This window comes from Streptomyces gossypii, assembly GCF_025165795.1.
Classification (GTDB): domain Bacteria; phylum Actinomycetota; class Actinomycetes; order Streptomycetales; family Streptomycetaceae; genus Streptomyces; species Streptomyces gossypii.
Map to the genome: position 1 here is coordinate 33,335 of NZ_JAJAGO010000021.1, position 20,364 is coordinate 53,698.

At 71.4% G+C, this 20,364-nt stretch carries 18 protein-coding genes; 3 read left to right on the forward strand and 15 right to left on the reverse strand.

Annotated elements, in window-relative coordinates:
- The first annotated feature begins 102 nt into the window (after positions 1-102).
- Entirely contained in the window at positions 103-1,416 is a 1,314-nt protein-coding gene (locus LHJ74_RS31995) for an MFS transporter (RefSeq protein WP_260221802.1), read from the forward strand.
- Positions 1,417-1,452: 36 nt separating this feature from the next.
- Here the strand turns inward: LHJ74_RS31995 and LHJ74_RS32000 are convergent, their stop codons facing one another.
- On the reverse strand, positions 1,453-2,046 hold the full coding sequence (locus tag LHJ74_RS32000) for a Uma2 family endonuclease (RefSeq protein ID WP_260221803.1): 594 nt from the start codon (positions 2,044-2,046) through the stop codon (positions 1,453-1,455).
- A 173-nt stretch (positions 2,047-2,219) separates the two neighbouring features.
- Between LHJ74_RS32000 and LHJ74_RS32005 the strand changes: the two genes are divergently transcribed.
- Complete coding sequence (locus LHJ74_RS32005) at positions 2,220-3,218, forward strand: ArsR/SmtB family transcription factor (protein WP_260221804.1); 999 nt, start codon at positions 2,220-2,222, stop codon at positions 3,216-3,218.
- Between the two features lie 21 nt (positions 3,219-3,239).
- On the opposite strand, the gene LHJ74_RS32010 is transcribed toward LHJ74_RS32005, so the two are convergent.
- From LHJ74_RS32010 to LHJ74_RS32050, 9 genes are all read right to left on the reverse strand, one after another.
- Positions 3,240-3,491, reverse strand: a complete 252-nt coding sequence (locus LHJ74_RS32010) for a type II toxin-antitoxin system RelE family toxin (protein WP_260221805.1) — start codon at positions 3,489-3,491, stop codon at positions 3,240-3,242.
- Complete coding sequence (locus tag LHJ74_RS32015; RefSeq protein WP_260221806.1) at positions 3,488-3,742, reverse strand: type II toxin-antitoxin system Phd/YefM family antitoxin; 255 nt, start codon at positions 3,740-3,742, stop codon at positions 3,488-3,490. The genes LHJ74_RS32010 and LHJ74_RS32015 overlap by 4 nt, the downstream gene beginning before the upstream one ends.
- Positions 3,743-3,780: 38 nt before the next feature.
- On the reverse strand, positions 3,781-5,052 hold the full coding sequence (locus LHJ74_RS32020) for a thymidine phosphorylase (RefSeq protein WP_260221807.1): 1,272 nt from the start codon (positions 5,050-5,052) through the stop codon (positions 3,781-3,783).
- Between the two features lie 58 nt (positions 5,053-5,110).
- Positions 5,111-5,512, reverse strand: coding sequence for a cytidine deaminase (locus LHJ74_RS32025; protein WP_260221808.1), 402 nt, complete (start codon positions 5,510-5,512; stop codon positions 5,111-5,113).
- Positions 5,509-6,819: an ABC transporter permease gene (locus LHJ74_RS32030; RefSeq protein WP_260221809.1), complete on the reverse strand. Its 1,311-nt coding sequence runs from the start codon at positions 6,817-6,819 to the stop codon at positions 5,509-5,511. The genes LHJ74_RS32025 and LHJ74_RS32030 overlap by 4 nt, the downstream gene beginning before the upstream one ends.
- Entirely contained in the window at positions 6,816-7,937 is a 1,122-nt protein-coding gene (locus LHJ74_RS32035; RefSeq protein ID WP_260221810.1) for an ABC transporter permease, read from the reverse strand. Before LHJ74_RS32035 ends, LHJ74_RS32030 begins: the two co-directional genes overlap by 4 nt.
- A complete protein-coding gene (locus LHJ74_RS32040; RefSeq protein WP_375546884.1) occupies positions 7,934-9,580 on the reverse strand; it encodes an ABC transporter ATP-binding protein in 1,647 nt (548 codons plus the stop codon). Before LHJ74_RS32040 ends, LHJ74_RS32035 begins: the two co-directional genes overlap by 4 nt.
- Before the next feature lie 196 nt (positions 9,581-9,776).
- Entirely contained in the window at positions 9,777-10,814 is a 1,038-nt protein-coding gene (locus LHJ74_RS32045) for a BMP family lipoprotein (RefSeq protein WP_260221811.1), read from the reverse strand.
- A 184-nt stretch (positions 10,815-10,998) separates the two neighbouring features.
- The gene (locus tag LHJ74_RS32050) at positions 10,999-12,231 is read right to left on the reverse strand and encodes an amidohydrolase (RefSeq protein ID WP_260221812.1); all 1,233 of its coding nucleotides are present in this window, start codon (positions 12,229-12,231) and stop codon (positions 10,999-11,001) included.
- Positions 12,232-12,497: 266 nt separating this feature from the next.
- Here LHJ74_RS32050 and LHJ74_RS32055 point away from each other — a divergent pair, with 266 nt between their 5' ends.
- Positions 12,498-14,492, forward strand: a complete 1,995-nt coding sequence (locus tag LHJ74_RS32055) for a glycosyltransferase family 2 protein (RefSeq protein WP_260221813.1) — start codon at positions 12,498-12,500, stop codon at positions 14,490-14,492.
- On the opposite strand, the gene LHJ74_RS32060 is transcribed toward LHJ74_RS32055, so the two are convergent.
- The 5 genes from LHJ74_RS32060 to LHJ74_RS32080 all read right to left on the reverse strand — a co-directional run bounded on the left by LHJ74_RS32060 (position 14,489) and on the right by LHJ74_RS32080 (position 20,283).
- Positions 14,489-14,740 (reverse strand): hypothetical protein, encoded by a 252-nt coding sequence (locus tag LHJ74_RS32060; protein WP_260221814.1) that lies wholly within the window; start codon positions 14,738-14,740, stop codon positions 14,489-14,491. The genes LHJ74_RS32055 and LHJ74_RS32060 overlap by 4 nt on opposite strands.
- A gap of 83 nt (positions 14,741-14,823) precedes the next feature.
- Positions 14,824-16,161, reverse strand: coding sequence for a hypothetical protein (locus LHJ74_RS32065; RefSeq protein WP_446033495.1), 1,338 nt, complete (start codon positions 16,159-16,161; stop codon positions 14,824-14,826).
- Positions 16,162-16,175: 14 nt separating this feature from the next.
- A complete protein-coding gene (locus tag LHJ74_RS32070; RefSeq protein WP_260221815.1) occupies positions 16,176-17,126 on the reverse strand; it encodes an N-acetylneuraminate synthase family protein in 951 nt (316 codons plus the stop codon).
- A 20-nt stretch (positions 17,127-17,146) separates the two neighbouring features.
- On the reverse strand, positions 17,147-18,493 hold the full coding sequence (locus LHJ74_RS32075; protein ID WP_375546885.1) for a cytidylyltransferase domain-containing protein: 1,347 nt from the start codon (positions 18,491-18,493) through the stop codon (positions 17,147-17,149).
- A gap of 110 nt (positions 18,494-18,603) precedes the next feature.
- Entirely contained in the window at positions 18,604-20,283 is a 1,680-nt protein-coding gene (locus tag LHJ74_RS32080; RefSeq protein WP_260221817.1) for a DUF6716 putative glycosyltransferase, read from the reverse strand.
- Positions 20,284-20,364 lie beyond the last annotated feature (81 nt).

Here is a 20,364-nt window from a genome sequence, read left to right on the forward strand (position 1 = left end):
AAGATGACACGGACGCCCCTCAACTGGGCTAATGCACAGCTGGATCGATTCTCGCAGTTTCCTGCATTGGACGCATGAAGCCGTCCGTCATACGTTCGGTGCATGCCATCCGCTGATATCAAGGCGTCCACCGTGCGAGTGGGCGCCGTTCCTGTCGACTCCGATCCCGATCACGACCCCGAATCGGGCAAGCTGCGTCCGGGAGACCCCGGCTACCGCCGGATGAGCCTGGCCCTCTTCGCCGCCGGGCTGGCCGGCTTCGGCCTGCTGTACGCCACGCAGGCGCTGCTCCCCGCCCTCTCCGACGACCTGGGCGCGACCGCCGATCAGGCCAGCTGGACGGTCTCCGGAGCCACCCTCGGGCTGGCTCTGGCGGTGCTGCCGCTGAGCGCGCTGTCCGAGCGCTTCGGGCGCCGCCGGATGATGACCGTCTCGCTGTCGGTCGCCGTCGGCCTGGCGCTGCTGCTCCCCTTCGCGCCCTCGCTGGGCTGGCTCATCACACTCCGCGTCCTCCAGGGAGCCGCACTGGCGGGCATCCCGGCATCCGCGATGGCCTATCTGTCCGAGGAGGTACGGGCCAGGTCGCTGGTGGGTGCGGTCGGCCTGTTCGTCGCGGGAAACAGCATCGGGGGCATGAGTGGCCGCATCCTCACCGGCTGGGTGTCCCAGGGCTGGGGCTGGCGCGCGGCCCTCGGCTCGGTGGCCCTGACCTCGCTGCTGTGCGCGGTGGCGTTCTGCCTGCTGGCTCCCAGGGCACGCAACTTCACGCCGTCGGCGGGCGGCCCCCGCGCGCTCGCCCGCACCGTACGCCTGCATCTCGCCAACGCGCTGCTGCTGCGGCTGTACGCGATCGGGCTGCTGTTCATGACCGTCTTCGGCGCGGTCTACACGGTGATCGGCTACCGGCTCGTCGGTGACACGTTCGGGCTGTCCCAGGGGCTGGCCGGATCGATCTTCGTGATCTATCTGGTGGGCACGGTCTCGTCCTCGCAGGCCGGGCGGCTGAACGCCCGGCTGGGCCGGCGCGGTGCGCTCTATCTGGCGATCGTCACGACGGCCGCCGGGCTGCTGCTGTCCCTCGCGGACAGCCTCGCGATGGTGAGCGCCGGACTGGTGCTGATCACCGCCGGGTTCTTCGCCGGGCACGCGGTCGCATCCGGCGCGGTGAGTCATACGGCGACGACCGGGCGGGCGCAGGCCGCGGCGCTTTACCAGATGGCGTACTACCTGGGCAGTTCGCTGGGTGGCGCGGTGGGCGCCCTCGCCTACCGGGCGGCGGGCTGGGGCGCGACGGCGGCGTTCGCGCTGGCCGCACTGGCGCTGGCGGGCTGCGTGACGCTGTACGCCACCCGGCGCGCGGTCCGCGCACAGCGCGCGACGGGGGCGGCGGCACGGGTGGTGGCGGCGGGGAACTGACCGACGGGCGGGCGCCGACCGTGGCACCCGCTCCGGTCAGCGGCCGTCGGGGAGAGTCCCGGTGTCGATCTTCAGCTCGAACGGCTCGGGCAGCGTCAGCACCCCGCCGTACTCCACCGACTGGAGCACCCGGTAAGTACCGCCCTCCGGCTCCCCGAAGAGCGTGGCGGTCGGCTTACCGGTGTGCCACGGATCCAGCAGCAGATAGAGCGGGACCCCGGCGCGGGCGTAGCCGTGCGCCTTGCTGATCCGGTCGTGGTTGGCGTTGCTCGGCGAGGTGATCTCGACGACGAGAAGGGCTTCCTCAGCGGGGGCTGTGTTGTGCGAGGCTGCGAGCACGACCCGGGGCATCACCAAGAGGTCAGGGATATACAGACCGGCCTTCCCGGGGATGGTCACCCCCTGCGTCTGAAAAACGCCACAGTCCGCAGGCTTCGCCTGATACAGCAGCTCTTGAACCGCGTCGGCTGTGATGTTGTGAGCGTTGGCAGGCGGTGGCGCCACGGTGACGATCCCCTCGATGATCTCCACCTTGCTGCCCTCGGGCGCATCCGTCTCTCCCCAGAGACGGACGACGTCGTCCCAGTCGTAGCCGTTGTCCGGCACGTGGTCGACGGAGAGTGCGGTCATGGCGGTCTCCTCTATCGGTGCGTCACCGACTCCATCATGCCCAATGTCTCGCTGGCCGGTCCAGCGGCGGTGTTCACCCGAACGAGTGTCTAGTGCCGCCTGGGCACGGCCTACGCTTGCGCTGAGGGCGGAAGCCGCACGTCGCGGAGTGCTTGCCGAGGGGGTGGGGGCCGGTGCCGGTGTATCTGCGGCTGGGTGCCGAGGATCTGGTGCGCTGCCGTTTCACCGTCTCGCCGCTCTGCGAGACCCATGAGGCCGTACGCACGGTGACCCGCCGCGAGCGGCACGGCTACCACCTGCCGTGGCTGCGCCGGATGCGTGCGGCCGTGGCGGCTCTGGACCTCGCGCCGATCCAGCTGCTGATGCCGCTGCGTGGCGGCTACACGCCGGACTTCCTGGGCCCGCCGCCGGAGGCGCCGTTCAACGCGTCCTGGGGGTTCGAGGAGGAGCTGGCGCGCGTACGGGCCACCAGCACCGCCATCGCCCGCGAGGAGCTGGCGCGTTCGCTGGCCTGCACTCCGGGGGCGGCCGAGTCCCCGGCGGGCCGGGCGATGCTGGCCGATCCGGCCGCCGCCGTACAGCAGCTGGCCGATCTGACCGAGCGGGTCTGGCATGCGCTGATCGAGCCCGACTGGCCGGCGCTGCGGGCCGTGCTGGAGGCCGATATCGGCTACCGCACCCGGCGGTTGGCGCAGGGCGGCCTGGAGGAGATGTTCACCGATCTGCATCCGGGCCTGAGTTGGGCGGACCGCACCCTCACCATCCGCAACCGCGGCGACTTCCTGCTGCGGCAGGACGTGGGGGGCCGGGGCGTGCTGCTGATGCCGAGTGTCTTCGCATGGCCGGATGTGATCAGCGGGTTCGCCCCGCCGTGGCAGCCGACGGTGGTCTATCCGGCACGCGGCATGGCCGGGCTGTGGCAGCAGCCCGCCCCCGGGGCACCGGACACCCTCATCCGGCTGCTGGGCCCCAACCGCGCCGCGCTCCTCGGCGGGCTGGACGAACCGGCGTCGACGACGGCGCTCGCCCGTCGTCACGGACTGGCGCTGTCGTCGGTCTCGGCCCATCTGCGCACCCTGCGCGACGCGGGCCTGCTCACCGCCCGCCGCCATGGCCACCAGGTGCTGTACGCCCGCACGCCCCTCGGCCTGGCTCTGCTGGGCCAGGCGTGAACCGGCTCACGCGCCACGCGTTCACTCGGTGCGGCCCGCATGCAGGACGGCCACGGTGACGGTTGCGTCGGCCACTTCGTAGACCACTCGATACCTCTCCGCACGCAGACGTCGCAGATTCGGCGACCCGTAGGGGACGCTGTCCGGCGGGCGAGGTTCCTCCGCCAATCGATCGACTGCGGCGAGGAGCTCCCGGAGCCCTTCGGGATCGTCCTTGAGAAAGCGTGCCGCTGCGTTGGTGGCAGGCTCCTCCCAGATGATCTGATAGTTCACCCAGTCTCCAGCCCGAGCCGACGACGCACTTCGTCATGCGGTACGAACACGGCCGTCCCGTCGGCGACACGAGCGCGATACTCCGCCACCGCCAGCGCGTCCTCCAAGTCCTCAAGCTCCTGCGGGTTTATCAGCACGGCCGCTGCGTGGCCGTGATCCGTGATGGTGATGCGCTCGCGCGAGTGCGAAGTCCGGCGGACGAGCGTGCCGAAACGGGCACGCGCCTCGGTCATGGCATAGCTGTCACTCATGTGCGGAAGTGTACACAACCGCATACTGAGTGACCGCTTTACGCGATGCGGTCCAGGACGATGCAGCGTTGGGGTGCCGCTTCGCCGCCGATGGCGTACGCGCCGGTGAGGGCGGCCAGGGCGTAGGGGAACTTCTCGGGGGTGTCCGTGTGCAGGGTCAGCAGCGGCTGGCCCTCGGTCACCGGGTCGCCCGGCTTGGCGTGCATCTCGACGCCCGCGCCCGCCTGCACCGGGTCCTCCTTGTGCGCGCGGCCCGCGCCGAGCCGCCAGGCCGCGAGACCGACGTCGTACGCGTCCATGCGGGCGAGCGTGCCGGACGCGGCGGCGTGCACGGTGTGCCGTTCGCGCGCCTGCGGCAGCGGTGCGTCCGGGTCGCCGCCCTGGGCGGTGATCATGCGGCGCCAGTGGTCCATCGCGGAGCCGTCGGCGAGCGCCTTGGCCGGGTCGGCGTCGGGGAGTCCGGCGGCGGTCAGCATCTCCCGGGCCAGGGCGAGGGTGAGCTCGACGACGTCGGCGGGGCCGCCGCCCGCGAGCACGTCCAGCGACTCGCGCACCTCCAGCGCGTTGCCCGCCGTGCGGCCGAGCGGAGTCGACATGTCGGTGAGCAGCGCGACGGTCCGTACGCCGTTGTCGTTGCCGAGGCCGACCATGGTGGCCGCCAGTTCGCGGGCGTCGTCCAGGGTCTTCATGAAGGCGCCGGAGCCGACCTTGACGTCGAGCACCAGCGAACCGGTGCCCTCGGCGATCTTCTTGCTCATGATCGAGCTGGCGATCAGCGGCACCGACTCGACGGTGCCGGTCACGTCGCGGAGCGCGTAGAGCTTCTTGTCGGCGGGGGCGAGGCCGTCACCCGCCGCGCAGATCACCGCTCCGGCGGACTCCAGGGTGGCGAGCAGCTCCGAGTTGGTCAGGGTGGCGCGCCAGCCGGGAATCGCCTCCAGTTTGTCGAGCGTGCCGCCGGTGTGGCCGAGACCCCGCCCGGACAGCTGCGGTACGGCGGCGCCGCAGGCGGCGACCAGCGGTGCCAGCGGCAGGGTGATCTTGTCGCCGACGCCGCCGGTGGAGTGCTTGTCGGCGGTGGGGCGGGTGAGCGTGGAGAAGTCCATCCGCTCGCCGGAGGCGATCATCGCGGCGGTCCAGCGGGCGATCTCGGCGCGGGTCATCCCGTTGAGCAGGATCGCCATCGCAAGGGCGGACATCTGTTCGTCGGCGACCGCACCGTGGGTGTAGGCGTCGATCACCCAGTCGATCTGCTCGTCGGTGAGTGCCTTTCCGTCGCGCTTGGCACGGATGACGGAGATGACGTCCAAGGGGTTCCTCCGGGTGGGGTGGCGGGTTGCGTACGGGGAGGGGCGGGGCGCGCGCAGGTCAGCGGTGGAGATCCGCCGGGCCGAACGCGTCCGGGAGCAGTTCGGACAGCGGGCGGACGCCGCGTGCCGTGTCCATCTGCAGCTCCGGCCCGCCGTGCTCCCACAAGAGCTGGCGGCAGCGTCCGCACGGCATCAGCCGCTCGCCGTGCCGGTCGCAGCAGGTGAACGCGGTGAGCGTGCCTCCGCCGGTGGCGAAGAGGGCGGAGACCAGGCCGCATTCGGCGCACAGCGCGACACCGTACGCCGCGTTCTCCACGTTGCAGCCGCCGACCGTACGCCCGTCGTCGACGAGCGCCGCCGCGCCCACGGGGAAGCCCGAGTAGGGGGCGTACGCCCGGGACATCTCGTCCCGGGCACGCTCCCGCAGTGCCTCCCAGTCGACCCCGCCCTCGTCCGTCATGTGTTCTGGCCTCTTCGATAGGGCTTGCCGATCGCTTTCGGCGTGCGTAGTCGCTGGGCCGCGAGACACAGCACCAGCAGGGTGGTGAGGTACGGGCTGGCCTCGACGAGCTCCAGCGGCACCGTGTCGGTCAGCGCGTACCAGATCGTGACCAGTACGGCGGTGGCGAGCGCCACCGTGGCCGGGAGCCGTGCGCCGGCGCGGAGCTTCCACAGCCCGTAGCCGACCAGCAGCAGCGCGCCGACCAGCAGCAGCGCGTGGATCGTCGGTCCGCCGCCGCGCAGCTGGGAGGCGTCCATGAAGCCGAACACCCCGGCGCCCATGGCCACACCGCCCGGCCGCCAGTTGCCGAAGATCATCGTGGCGAGACCGATGTAGCCGCGCCCGCCGGTCTGGTTCTCCTGGTAGTGGTGCACGTAGATGGCGAGGAAGGCACCGCCGAGACCCGCGAGCGCGCCCGAGGTGAGGACGGCCACGTACTTGTACTTGTAGACGTTGACGCCCAGCGACTCGGCCGCGGTGGGGTTCTCGCCGCAGGAGCGCAGCCGCAGGCCGAAGGCGGAGCGCCAGAGCACGAAGAACGTGGCGACGAACAGCGCCACCGCCAGCAGCGTCACCCAGGAGACGTTGGCGACCCCGGCGCGCAGGATGCCCGCGGTGTCCGAGATGAGGAACCAGTCGTGCTTCTCGACGTCGCCCAGCCAGTCGCCGAGCCAGGGCACCGTGAACGTCGGCATGTCGTCGATGGGCGGCGACTGTTTGTCGTTGCCGCCCGCCGCCGCGGCCTCGCTGCCCTCCGCCCCGAACCACAGCTTGGCGAAGAACCTCACAAGGCCCAGCGCGAGGATGTTGATCGCGACGCCGGAGACGATGTGGTCGACGCCGAAGGTGACGGTGGCGATCGCGTGGATGAGGCCGCCGAGGGCGCCGCCGAGGATGCCCGCGGCCACCGCCGCCCAGGGGCCGTACTGCCAGCCGATCCAGCCCGCCGCGAAGGTGCCGAACATCATCATGCCTTCGAGGCCGATGTTGATGACGCCCGCGCGTTCCGCCCAGAGGCCGCCGAGTCCGGCGAGCCCGATGGGCACGGCCCAGCCGAGGGCGGCCGAGTACTGGCCGGAGCTGGTGAGGTTGTTGACGTCGGTGATGGCGCGCAGGAGGGAGAGGAAGATCAGCCCGCCCGCGATCAGCAGCAGCACCATCGGGTAGGTGAGCCTGCGGCGTCCGCCGGGCTTTCCGCCCCTGTCTCCGGAATCCCTGCCGCTGCTCAGCGCGCCCTGGATCCTGGCCGAGATGTTCGTGCTCATGCGGACACCCCCGCCTTGTCGTTCGTGCCGTTGCCCTTGTCACGGGCCAGGGCGGCGAGTTCCTCGCCGACCTTGCGCTGCTGGAGGCGCAGCCCGTAGCGCCGTACGAGTTCGTAGGCGATGACGACGCACAGCACGATGACGCCCTTCATCACCTCGACGATCTCCTGGGCGTATCCCTCGAATTCGAGCTGGATGCCGGTGCGGTCGAGGAAGCCCCACAGCAGTGCGGCGAGGGCCATGCCCAGCGGGTGGTTGCGGCCGAGCAGCGCGAGGGCGATGCCGGTGAAGCCGATGCCGACGGGGAAGTCGGTGCCGTAGTTGTACGAGCTGCCCAGCAGGGTGGGCATGCCGACCAGCCCGGCGGCGGCCCCGGAGAGCAGCATGGAGGTGACCACCATGCGCTTGACGCTGACGCCGCTGGCCTCGGCCGCGGACTCGGAGTGGCCGACGGCACGCAGGTCGAAGCCGAACCGCGTCCGGTTGATCACGAACCAGTAGACGACTCCGGCCAGTGCCGCGATGACGACGAAGCCGCCGATCGGCTCGGGATTGGTCGGGAGGGTGAAGAAGTGGCTGGAGTCCGGGATGTTCGGCGTGTGGAAGAGGTTGCCGTCCTTCTCCGCGAGGCGGCCTTCCTGGAGGAAGTAGCCGATCAGCGAGCCCGCGATGAAGTTCAGCATGATCGTGGTGATGACCTCGCTGACCCCTCGGGTCGCCTTCAGGACACCGGCGATGCCGGACCACAGGGCGCCGACGGCCATCGCCACGATGATGATCACCGGGATCTGGAGGAAGCCCGGCAGGGTCAGCGCGCCGCCGACGACTGCGGCGAAGAACGCCGCGACGCGGTACTGCCCGTCGACACCGATGTTGAAGAGGTTCATCCGGAAGCCGATGGCGACGGCGAGCGCGGAGAGGTAGTACGGGACCGACTTGTCGACGATCCAGACCTGGCTGTCGCTCTTCGAGCCGAACTCGATCATCACCGTGTAGGCGCGGATCGGGTCCTCGCCGGTGGACAGGATGATCGCCGAGGTGATCACGATCGCGGCGACGATGGCGAGGAGCGGGGCCGCGACGGCGAGGATGAGCTTGTTCTTGTCGATCTTCTTCATCGCGGACCGCCTCCGTCCCCGTCCTCGGGGGCCTGCCGGCCCTGCGCTTCCTCGTGTTCGAGGTGGCCGCTGGCGGCGCCGGTCATGGCCGAGCCCAACTCCTCCGGGGTGATGGTTGCGGGGTCCGCGTCCGCGACAAGGCTGCCCCGGTACATGACCCGCAGGGTGTCCGACAGCCCGATCAGCTCGTCCAGGTCGGCGGAGATCAGCAGCACCGCGAGCCCTTCCCGGCGTGCTTCGCGGATCTGGTCCCAGATCTCTGCCTGGGCGCCGACGTCCACGCCCCGCGTGGGGTGCGCGGCGATCAGCAGCTTGGGGTGGTGGCTCATCTCCCGGCCGACGATCAGCTTCTGCTGGTTGCCGCCCGACAGGCTGGCCGCGGTGACCTCGATGCCGGGAGTGCGGACGTCGTAGTCGGCGACGATCCGCTCGGTGTCCCGGCGCGCGGACTTGAGGTCGAGGATTTGGCCGCGGCTGTTCGGTTCCTCGGTGACGTGCCCGAGCATCCGGTTCTCCCACAGCGGGGCCTCCAGCAGCAGCCCGTGCCGGTGGCGGTCCTCCGGGATGTAGCCGATGCCGTCCTCGCGGCGCCTGCGCGTGGGGGTGTGCGAGATGTCCTGGCCGTCGAGGGTGACGGAGCCGCCGTCCGGGTCCCGCATTCCCATGACGGTCTCGACGAGTTCGGCCTGGCCGTTGCCCTCCACCCCGGCCACGCCGAGCACCTCACCCTTGCGGATGACGAACGAGATGCCGTCCAGCACCGTGCGTACGGCGCCGTCCGGGTCGGTGGCCGACAGGTGCAGGCCCTCGACGGTGAGCATCGCGGTGTCGGTGACCGTCGATTCTCGGGTCTCCGGCGAGGGCAGCTCGCTGCCCACCATGAGTTCGGCGAGCTGCTTGGGCGTGGTGTCGGCCGGATGCACCGAGGCGACGGTGGTGCCGCGCCGTATGACGGTGATGTCGTCGGCGACCGAGAGCACTTCGCCCAGCTTGTGCGAGATGAACAGGACGGTCAGGCCCTCGGCCTTCAGCTCGCGGAGGTTGTCGAAGAGCGCGTCGACCTCCTGCGGCACCAGCACGGCCGTCGGCTCGTCCAGGATCAGCGTACGGGCGCCCCGGTAGAGGACTTTGAGGATCTCGACCCGCTGCCGGTCGGCGACCCCGAGGTCCTCGACGAGCACGTCCGGGCGGATGGCCAGCCCGTACGCGTCCGACAGCTCCATGATCCGTTGACGGGCACGGCCGCCGATGCCGTACAGCCGCTCGGCACCCAGGGCGACGTTCTCCTGCACGGTGAGGTTGTCGGCGAGCATGAAGTGCTGGTGCACCATGCCGATGCCGCGGGCGATGGCGGCGGCGGGGCTGCCGAACGTCACCTGCTCGCCGTCCACGGTGATGGTGCCCTCGTCCGGCTGCTGCATGCCGTAGAGGATCTTCATCAGGGTCGACTTCCCGGCCCCGTTCTCCCCGACGAGGGCGTGCACGCTGCCGCGTCGCACGGTGATGTCGATGTCGTGGTTGGCCACGACTCCCGGAAACCGCTTGGTGATGCCGTGCAGCTCGACGGCGGGGAGACCGCCTGCTGCGCCGGGCGGCGCACCGGCGGCGCTGTCTTCCGGCGGGCTGCTGCTGGACGCTTTGATGACGCACTCTCCTCGGGGCTAAGGAGCGGGGTGGCCTGGGACCTGGGGCGAAGGCGACGCTATCGCGCCACACGAGGGGTGACGGTCGCGCTACGCGCGTAGTTTCTTTTGTTCGGACGTGAGGTGGGCCCGGTGCGAGGGGAGTACGTGCACCCTCCGCACCGGGCCCGGCGATCCGGTCCTGGACGGACAGGCCCTAGCCCTTCGGAGTCTCGCTGACCTTGACCTGGCCGTCGGCGATCTTCTTCTTGGCCTTCTCGATCTCCGCCATGATGTCGTCGATGAAGCCGCCGGACGTCGACAGGGAGACGCCGTCCTCCTTGAGCGTGTAGGCGTTGGTGCCGGTGAGCGGCTTGCCGTCCTCCACGCTCTTGATCAGGTCGAAGACCGCGACGTCCACGTTCTTGACGACGGAGGTCAGGATCGCGTCCTTGTACTTCGCCAGACCGGGCTGCTTGTACTGGTCGGAGTCGACTCCGATCGCCCAGGCGCCCTTCTTCTGGCTGATGGCCTCGATCGACCCCGCACCGGACTGACCGGCGGCGGTGTACACCACGTCGATACCCCGGTCGAGCATCCCCTTCGCCTTCTCCTTCGCGGCGGCGGGGTCGTTGAAGCCCTTGTCGTTGTTGGGGTAGAGGTACTGCGAGGTCAGCTTGATCTTCGGGTTGGTGTCCTTGACACCCTGGGCGAAGCCCGCCTCGAACTTCTGGATGAGCGCGTTGTTCACACCCCCGATGAAGCCGACCTTGTCGCTCTTCGTCTTCAGCGCCGCGGCCACCCCGGCGAGGTAGGAGCCCTCGTGCTCGGAGAAGACGATGCTGTCGATGTTCTTGCCCTTGGCCACGGAGTCGACGACCGCGAACGTGGTGTCGGGGAACTCCTTGGCGATCTTGGTGATCGACTTGCCGTAGCTGAAGCCGACGCCGACGACCGGGTTGTAACCCGCCTCGGCAAGCGAGGTGAGCCGCTGCTCGCGGTCCTGCTCGGTCTCGTTATTGGCCGCCGTCATCATCTTGACGTCGACGCCCAGCTCCTTCTTCGCCTTGTCGGCGCCACGGGCGGCCGATTCGTTGAAGGAGTGGTCGTCACGCCCGCCGACATCGAAGGCCAGGCCGACGCCCTTGTCCTTCTTGTCGCTCGACTCGGTGGAGCTCTCACCGCAGGCCGTGGCCGTAAGTGCGAGGGCCGCGGTGGCGCTGACCGCGGCTGCAAGCTTGGATACCCGACGCAAGAGGACGTTCCCTTCGACTCCCGGAAGCGCCTCTTCCGGCGCTGGTTTCCGCTTCAGATTAACGCGCGTAGATTCCAGGTAAAGGCGCACACCGACGCCGTTACCGGATCGGTGTTAACCAGGCGTGTCACCCACACGTCCGCAGGGCAGCGCCCCGGGCCTCGTTACGTCACTCTCCGCCGCGCTACCAACGCCCCGCGTCGAGCAAGGCCGCCGCCGTGAACAGCTCGACGCCCACCTTGATGGCACTCTCGTCCGCGTCGAAGTCCCCCTGGTGCAGGTCGCACAGCGTCGGATCGCCCGGCCTGCGGACGCCGAGGCGGGCCATCGCACCCGGAACATGCTCCAGATACCAGGAGAAGTCCTCGCCACCGAGGCTCTGCTCGGTGGTCTCGATCGCGTACGGGCTGCGGCGCGCCACCATCGCGTCGTGCAGCAGCTGGGTGGCGCCGGCCTCGTTGACGACCGGCGGGACCCCGCGCACGTAGTTGATCTCCGACTTCGCACGGTGCAGCCCCGCGATCTCGTCGATCGCCGCATGCACCAGATCGGGCGCCGCCCGCCACGCGGCGAGGTCCAGGCAGCGGAGCGTGCCCGACAGCTCGGCCCGCTGCGGGATGACGTTGCAGGCGTGACCGGAGACGATCCGTCCCCAGGTCAGCGAGAGTCCGGAGCGCGCGTCGACCCGCCGCGACAGCAGCGCGGGCACCTCGGTGACCAGTTGGGCCGCCGCACCGACCAGGTCGGTGGTGAGGTGCGGGCGCGCGGTGTGGCCGCCCGCACCGGTGAGGGCGACGTCGAGCCGGTCGCAGGCGGCGGTGATCGGCCCCGGCCGCAGGCCGATCCGGCCCGCGTCCACCCGTGGGTCGCAGTGGACGGCGAGGATCCGGCCGACCCCCTCCAGCACCCCGCACTCGATCACGTCGGGGGAGCCGCCGGGCAGCACCTCCTCGGCGGGCTGGAAGATCAGCCGCACGGGGCGCGGCAGCAGCCCCTTGCGGGCCAGATCGGCGAGGACCACGCCGGCGCCGAGGACCATCACCGTGTGCATGTCGTGACCGCAGGCGTGTGCACGGTCGGCGACGGTGGAACGGTAGGAGACGTTCTTGGTGTCGGGGATGGGCAGGGCGTCGATGTCCGCACGCAGCGCCAGCGCGTCCCCCGCGCCGACGGGGCCGCCGATGTCGCACACCAGCCCGGTGCCCAGTTTCAGCACCCGCGGCTCCAGCCCCGCCCGCTCCAGTCTCTCCTTGATCGCCGCGGTCGTGCGGAACTCCTGGTTGCCCAGCTCGGGGTGCATGTGGAGGTCCCGCCGGAACGCGGTCAACTCGGCACGCAGGGACTCCGGCAGTGCGCCCGGAAGGGGGGGTTCGCCGGCGGGCGCGGCCTGCGACTCCGGCGACAGGAGTTGGTTCATGTCTCGGAGCCTAGGCGCAGCGGGACGGCAGCTGACAAGGGATCACCGAAAGTTCAGCCCCACAGGGGACCGGCAAATACACTGCTCGGCGGTTGTGCGGGACCGAGGTTGGGTATAGCTCTTCGCCGCCCCTCACCTCATGACTCCGCAGGCGGGTGGCATGGTCACTTTCCGTTGCGGCTAGGGTCGGTCCGGAATAACGGGAAGAACGGAAATGAGGGGCGACCGGCACACCGGTTGCCCGCACCGGATCGGAGCACCGCCACTTGCCTGGACCGCCGCCCCCGGACGTCAGCGTCATCGTCGGCGCGTACAACGCGATGCCGTATCTGACCCGTTGCCTCGACTCCGCCGTCGGTCAGAGCATCGGGCACGCGCGGATGGAGATCATCGCGGTGGACGACGGTTCCACCGACGGCAGCGGCGCCGAACTCGACCGGTTCGCCGAGGCGTACGCCGGGCTGGTGCGCGTCGTCCACCAGGAGAACTCCGGCGGCCCGTCGGCGCCGCGCAACGCCGGGCTGGAACTGGCCACCGGCCGCTACGTGTTCTTCCTGGACGCCGACGACCATCTCGGCGCCGAGGCCCTGGAGCGGCTGGCCGGGACCGCCGACACCAACCGTTCGGACGTGGTGCTGGGCCGGGTCGTCGGTGTCGGGGGCCGACACGCGCCGCGCTCGATGTTCAAGCGGAGCGAGAGCCGTACCAGCGTCTTCGACTCCCGGGTCTACTGGTCGCTCAACCCGATGAAACTCTTCCGGCGAGAGCTGATCGAGCGGCACGGGCTCCGCTTCCGTACGGATCTCGTCATCGGCGAGGACCAGCCCTTCACGGCGACCGCCTACTTGCGGGCCGAGGCGATATCCGTCGTCGCGGACTACGACTGCCTCTACTGGGTTGCCCGGGACGACGGGGGCAACATCACCCGGCTGGCGCGCGGTACGGAGTACCGACTGCGCGTGCTGGCGGCGATGTTCGCGCTGATCGCCGAGGAGACCGAGCCCGGACCGGGCCGTGACCTGCTACTCCTCCGGCACTTCACCATCGACCTGCGCAACGCCCTCGCCCAACTGGCGCTGGAGCCCCGACGGGCCGACCAGGTACGGGCGGTGGAAGCGCTGCGGGAGGTGCTCGCCCCCTGGTATGGCGAAGGTGTGGCCGCACGGATGCCCGCCCTCGACCGGCTGCAGTGCGGCCTGGTGCTGCGCGGGATGGCCGATGAACTGCTCGAAGTCCTGCGGTACGGGCGCGCGTTGAGCGCGGATGCCGGCGCCGGTGCGGCCACGGAGCTGGCGGAGCCGACGGAGGCGGGGCCGACGGAACGGCTGACCACGGTGACCGAGGACGGCCGGGTCTACGCCCGCTACCCCTACTTCCGCGACCCCGCCCGCGCACTGCCGGACCATCTCTACGACATCACCCGCGAGTTACGCGCCCACCACCGCCTCGACTCCTGCACGGCGGTGGACGGTACCTACCGCATCACCGGGCACGCGTCCCTGCGGCGGCTCAGCACCGACGGTGTGGACACGGCACTGGTGCTGCGCGAGCGGGGCGGCACCACGGAGTACCGGCTGCCAGTCACGCCGGTCACGCCGGTCACGCCGGTGGAAGCGGACGCGGAGGCGGGCTTCGAGGTCACGCTCGACCCGGTGCGGGCAGCCGAGGGGAAGCCGCTGCCGGACGGGCTGTGGGATCTGTATCTGGACGTGGGCGCCCAAGGCGTCGTCAAACGCGTCCGGTTCGGCGCCGAGCGCGGGCCGGAGGCCGGGGACGGACAGCCGCTCACCCAGCTCGTACGGACCCCCGCGCACGGCCTGGCGGTCACGGCGTACTTCACCACACCGCACGGCAATCTCAGCCTGGACGTCGGGGAAGGCAAGCACCAAGTGCCGTCCCAGCTTCAGGTGGACGAGACCGGCTGGGCACCCGGCGAGCGCAGCCCGGTGCTCGCCGTGACGGGCCACTGCACGCTCGCCTGGTTCCCACCCGGCGCGTTGACCCTGCACGCGTCGCCGGACGCCGAAAGCGCGGGCGCGCGTCAGGGGCCCGTGGAGGTCCGGGACGACGGCCGTTTCACCGCACGCCTCCCCCTCCCCGACCGGGGCGCCGGACCCTGGCGGGTCTCGCTGCGCCTGACGATCGCCGACCGCGCCTGGACACTGCCGCTACCCTCTCCCCCACCGCCACCCACCCGCCCAGGCCCGGCCACGACCCTGCTGCGCGCCGTACGGCAGCGGCTCTCCCGCAAGCCCGGCTAGGGTCTGTCCGCTCCCAGGGCGAAGACGCGCACGCCCGCCCCGTCGTGACGTGCGGGGCCGCTCGTGACGATGGTGAGGCCCTGGGGGAACTCCAGGCTGGGCCGGGCAGCGGTGATGACCTGGGCGGTAGGCCAGTCTGTGCCGCCTGCGACAAGCTCCGCCGTAGACAGCGCACCGAGCCCGTCAGCTGACGGGGCGTCGAACTCCTCCAAGGCCGCCGTGGGCGGATTCCAGTAGCTGATCTTCATCGGTCGACGCCTTCCCCACCATCGGACCGGTTGGATGGCCGGAACGTCGACCGATGAAGATCAACCCGATGGGCCGGGGCGGCTCAGAGGCGGTGGGCGGAGCGGGCGGTGCCGGTGACGCCGGAGAGGAAGCCCTGGGCGCGAGGGGAGGCGCCCTCGGTGAGCCAGGCCGGGTCCACGTCGCAGACGACGACGCGCACGCCGGTGCCGCGCAGCGCCAGCGGCAGGGTGTGGACGACGGTGGAGGGGAAGCTGAGGATCGTACGGCCGATGGGGCCGCGCCGGGCGACGAGTTCCAGCGGGAGGTCCGGCCGGACGACCTCCAGCCCGGCCTCCGTGGAGACGCGGTGCAGCTTCTCGGCGCTCTCCCGCCGGTGGGCGAAGTAGCGGACCGCGCCGTGCGTACGGGCGAGTTGGCCCACCGCTTCGAGGTAGCGCTCGGTGTCGACGACGCCGGTCTCCACCAGCGAGGTGCCGACGAGGTCGGTGCCCTTGGTGAGGCGGGGCGGGCCGAAGCGGGAGCGGGTCCAGGCGAAGTCGTTCGCCGTGACGGTGACGCCGAGTCCGGCGACCGCCTCGTCCACGGGCATCGAGCTGAAGATCTCGACCCGGCGCCCCTCGGCGGGGGTGAGGCGGGTGCGCGCCCGCTTGGACACGGGGGCGAACAGCGCGGCGCGCGGGCCGCCCGCGCCCTTGCGGTGCCAGCGGGTGAGGCGTTCGCCGCTTGCCAGCTGGGAGACGAACTCCATGGTGGCGGTGCCGTCGTCGACGACGACGACATCGGGTGCGGGGGTGAGGTTGAGCAGCAACTGCACATAGCGGGAGAAGGGATCGCCGATCACGATCCGGTCGGCGCGGCGCAGCGGGCGGGTGAGTCCGGCGATGGTCTTGACCGGCGCGGACGCACCTCCGCGCGCCTCGGACCACTGGACGGTGTGCCCGTCGTCGCGGGCGAGTTCGGCCATCCGCCGAAGCTGTCCGCGCGTCATCGGGTCGTGCGGGGGCAGCACGACGATGGTGAGCGCGGAGGTCCCCTCCCCCGGCCGGGCGGGACCGGCGGACGGTCCCTGGGCCATGTCCCCGGCCCGTACCGGTGGTTCGGGTGGGGACTCGCACTCGGGTACGGACGGCGGCCCGCTCCGCCAGCCGGGCGCGGTGCCGCCGCCGGGCCGTACGGGCCTGCGCGGCGCCCCCGAGCGGGCCGCGTCCACGTACGCCCATTCCAGCAGGTTCAGCAGCTGTACGGGGCTCTCGACGAAGGCGAGGGTGCGCGCCGCCGCCCCCGCCCCTGCCGCAGGTGCTGCGGCGGTACCGGCCGCACCGGCGGCCCCCCGGGCGGACCCGGCACGGCGCGCACCGCGCGCACCAGGGCGCGGTGTGGCCGAATCCGGGTCCGGCTCCGGGGGTCTGGGATGGCTCAACTCTGCCGGTCCGCTCAGACCGCTGCGGGCTCGCGCTCGGAGACCGACTCCGCGCCGGCCTCCGCCGCCTCGGCGACGACGCCCTTGACCCGGCGCAGCTTCTTCATGGGCGACAGCTCGCTGTCGTAGACCTTCTTGACGCCGTCGCCGAGCGACTCCTCGATGGTGCGGATGTCGCGGACGAGGCGCTGCAGACCCTGCGGCTCGACGGAGGCGGCCTGGTCGGAGCCCCACATGGCGCGGTCGAGGGTGATGTGCCGTTCGACGAAGGCGGCGCCCAGGGCGACGGCGGCGAGGGTGGTCTGGAGACCGGTCTCGTGGCCGCTGTAGCCGATCGGCACGTTCGGGAACTCGGCCTGCAGGGTGTGGATCATCCGCAGGTTGAGCTCCTCGGCCTTGGCCGGGTAGGTCGAAGTGGCGTGGCAGAGCAGGATGTTCTCGCTGCCGAGCACCTCGACCGCGTGGCGGATCTGCTTCGGGGTGGACATGCCGGTGGAGAGGATCACGGTACGGCCGGTCCCCCGCATGGCGCGGAGCAGCTCGTCGTCGGTGAGCGAGGCGGAGGCCACCTTGTGGGCGGGGAGGTCGAACTTCTCCAGGAAGGCGACGGCCTCGGTGTCCCACGGGGAGGCGAACCAGTGGATGCCGCGCTCGCGGCAGTACTCGTCGATCTTGCGGTAGTCGTCCTCGTCGAACTCCACGCGGTGGCGGTAGTCGATGTAGGTCATCCGGCCCCAGGGGGTGTCGCGCTCGATGTCCCACTGGTCGCGCGGGGTGCAGATCTCCGGGGTGCGCTTCTGGAACTTGACGGCGTCGCAGCCGGCTTCCACGGCGGAGTCGATCAGCGCGAAGGCGTTGTCGAGCTCGCCGTTGTGGTTGATGCCGATCTCACCGGTGACGTATACGGGCTGGCCGGGACCTGCTGTCTTGTCGCCCAGGGTCCGGAGGCGGTGGCTGGAAGTCATGAGGAGAGGGGTTCTTTCTGCTAGAGGGAGGGGCCGAGAATCCACGAGGCGATCTCGCGGATCGCTCCCGCACCACCAGGTGCGGAGGTGACCGCGCGGGCTGCGTCACGTACGACGTCATGCGCGTTGGCGACCGCGACGGGCCAGCCGACCAGGCCGAAGCACGGCAGGTCGTTCACGTCGTTGCCGACGTAGAGCACGCGCTCCGGCGCGATGCCCTGCTCCTCGCACCACTGCTTCAGCGCGAGGTCTTTCCGGTCGATGCCATGCAGCACGGGGACTTTGAGCTTGTCGGCCCGTGCGGCGACGACCGGGTTCTTCTCCGAGGACAGGATCAGGAGCTTCAGCTCGTCGCGGCGCAGCGCGGCGATGCCGAGGCCGTCGCCGCGGTGCACGGCGACGAGTTCCCGTCCTTCGGAGTCGACGAGCACCCTGTCGTCGGTCTGGGTGCCGTCGAAGTCGAGTACGACCGCGTCGATCTCGTCCCGCGAGGGACGGGCGGGGCGCGCCAGACGCCGCGGGCCCGGCGCGAAGCCCGGGACCGGCCCCAACAGCGGTGCGAGGGCGCGGGCGCGGGCGAGGTCGTGCGGGTCGTCGATCTCCAGCACCCGCGCCGGGTCCGTACGGACCAGCTCGGTGCGGCCGAAGAAGCGGTGCCCGGCCTTGCGGAATCCGGACGCGTCCATCGCGTAGGCGGCGCCGGTCTCCAGGTAGTCCTGCGGGCGGTCCTGGCGGCGCGGGCGGAAGGACTTGTCGTGGTTGACGCCGTCGCCGCCCGCGGCCTCGCTGCCCGCACCGGTGCCTATGCCGTCGCCCGGCTGGCTCGTCGGCTCGCCGTCGCGCCAGACGAAGCCGTGGAAGGGGGCGACGGTGAGCGCGCTGTCCGCGCCGTCCGTCACGACGGCCGAGGTGACCCCCTCGATGTCGTCCGCGCCGAGGAACGGGCTGGTGCACTGCACCAGCAGCACCACGTCGATCGAGTGCCCGTGGCGTGCCTCGTGCGTGTCCATCGCGTGCAGTACGGCCGCCTCGCTGGTGGCCAGGTCGCCGGCGATGTCGTCCGGCCGTTCGATGACCTCGGCGCCCGCGCCGCGAGCCACCTGGGCGATCCGGGCGTCGTCGGTGGAGACGGCCACATGGGTGACGAGCGGTGCGGCCAGGGCGGCGGCCACCGCGCGGGCGACCAGGGGTGCCCCGCCGACCTCGGCGAGGTTCTTCGCGGGCACGCCCTTGGAGCCGCCGCGCGCCGGGATCACGGCGAGTACGCGCCGCGGCGCACCGACCGTGCCCTCCCGCGCTCCGGCGGGGACGGGTGCGGGCACGGTGCCGGACGGGGCCGTCTGCTCCGGGTGCTCCGGGTTGGCCATCGTGATTCCCTTCGTGGCCGGTTCGGCCTGCTGCTCTGCGGCTGCGGTCACGGCTGCGGTGACGGCTGCGGTGACGGCGGCGGTGGGGGCGGGCCCGTGCCCGGGGGTGCTCACAGCTCCCCCATCCGGCGGATGACCGGGGCGACGCGCTGCACGCCGTGGCGGTACGCGCCGCGCGCGGCCTCGCGGACGGCGTTGCGTACGGCCCTGCGGACCCCGGAGTCCTCCTCGTCCAGCTCCGCCGTGCCGGGGAGCGGGGTGCCGTCGCGCTGCAGGCCGTACCGGGCGAGTACGCGCGGCAGATAGCCCGGCGCGGTGGTGGGCGTGTAGTACGGGCTCGGCAGCGGCAGGCCGTCCCGTTCGGCGCGGGTGACGAGTTCGGCGACCCGGTCGCGGGCGGCGTCGAACGCGGATTCGTACGCGGTGCGGCCGTCGGCGCCGGCGGGGCTGTCGGCGGGGCAGACGCCCTGGCGGGCCGTCCACTCCGGGTCGGCGCTGGGCAGCAGCCCGGCGTCCAGCTCGTCCCAGGAGACGAGGCAGCCGGAGCCGAGGAAGTGGTGGTTCCCGAGCGCCTCGCGCACTCCGAGGTCGGTGAGCACGGCGGTCGGCACGGAGCGGTGCAGGGATTCGAGCGCGGCGGTGGAGCTGACCGTCACGAGCAGGTCGCTGCGGTCCAGGACCTCACCCATATGGCCATAGACGAGGCGGCAGTTGGGCGGCAGCCCGCCGGGCAGCCGGGAGGCGAGCTTCTGGTACGGCTCCTCCTCGATGTGCGTGGTGTGCTCGCCCGGCCTGCTGCGCAGCTTGATCAGCACCTCACGGGCGGGGTGCAGGCGGGCGTGCTCGACGGCGCGGCGCAGCAGGTAGGCGCGGTCGGTGCGGTTGTCCGGCACGGAGGGCTGCACGGCGAACACGACGGTGAACGCACGCCCGCCCGCCCCTGAACCGGCGTGGGCGGCGGGGGGCTCCGACGCCGGCGCGCCCGCGCGGCCCGGCGGCGCGGCGTCCGCCCGGCCGGACGGGACGGCCCCGTCGGCGCCCGGCACCGGGCCATCCGCTGACGCGGCGTCGGGGCCCGGCTCCGCCGAGTCCGCGACAGCCTCCGCCGGGGCGGCGGCGCCCACCGTGCCCGGCGGGGCTTCGTCCGGCCCCCCGACCGGACGAGGGCTGGTCCGGGGTGGTGGCGCGTGGGTGCTCGCCCCGGCGGCAGCCGACCCGTCGAGGAAGGGCAGGGCGCATTCGATGACGCTGTCGGCCGTCGTGCCCACACCCTGGTAGACCTCGCGGAACCGCTCCGCGTCGTGGCGGGAGTTGGCGAGGACCAGGTCGGCGCCGTGCCGCAGCAGCAGGCCGTCGGCCAGCTTCTCGTAGACGATCCCCACGTATCCGGTGACGAACACCGGCCGGGAGACCCCGGCAGCCACCTCGCCCGCCTCCTGCGCGGGCCCTGCCTGTACGGACCTGGCGTGGGCGGCCAGGCCGTGCAGCATCGCCTGTACGGCTCCGCCGACACAGGCGAGCACCACCACGTCGTACGAGGTGCGGTCGCCCGTCGCGCGGACGAACTGCGCTCCCGTGACCTCGCGCACCGCGTCGACCTCGACTCCGACCTCCGCGAGCTGCCGGGGGGTCGGTGTGGCGCGTCCGCGCAGCAGCAGGCCGTCGATCCGGGCTTCGGGTACGAGGCGGCGCGCGGTGAGCGCGCCCCATTTCCACCGGGTGTCGGAATCGGCGAGTACGGCGATCCGCACGGCGGAAGGGGGAGAGGAATGAGAGGTACGAGGGGGCACGTCCCAGACGCTAGGAAGGCATTTCGTTTCTCGGCCCAACGGCACTACAACAGACGGTTAACAGCGGATCGACGTACGGCC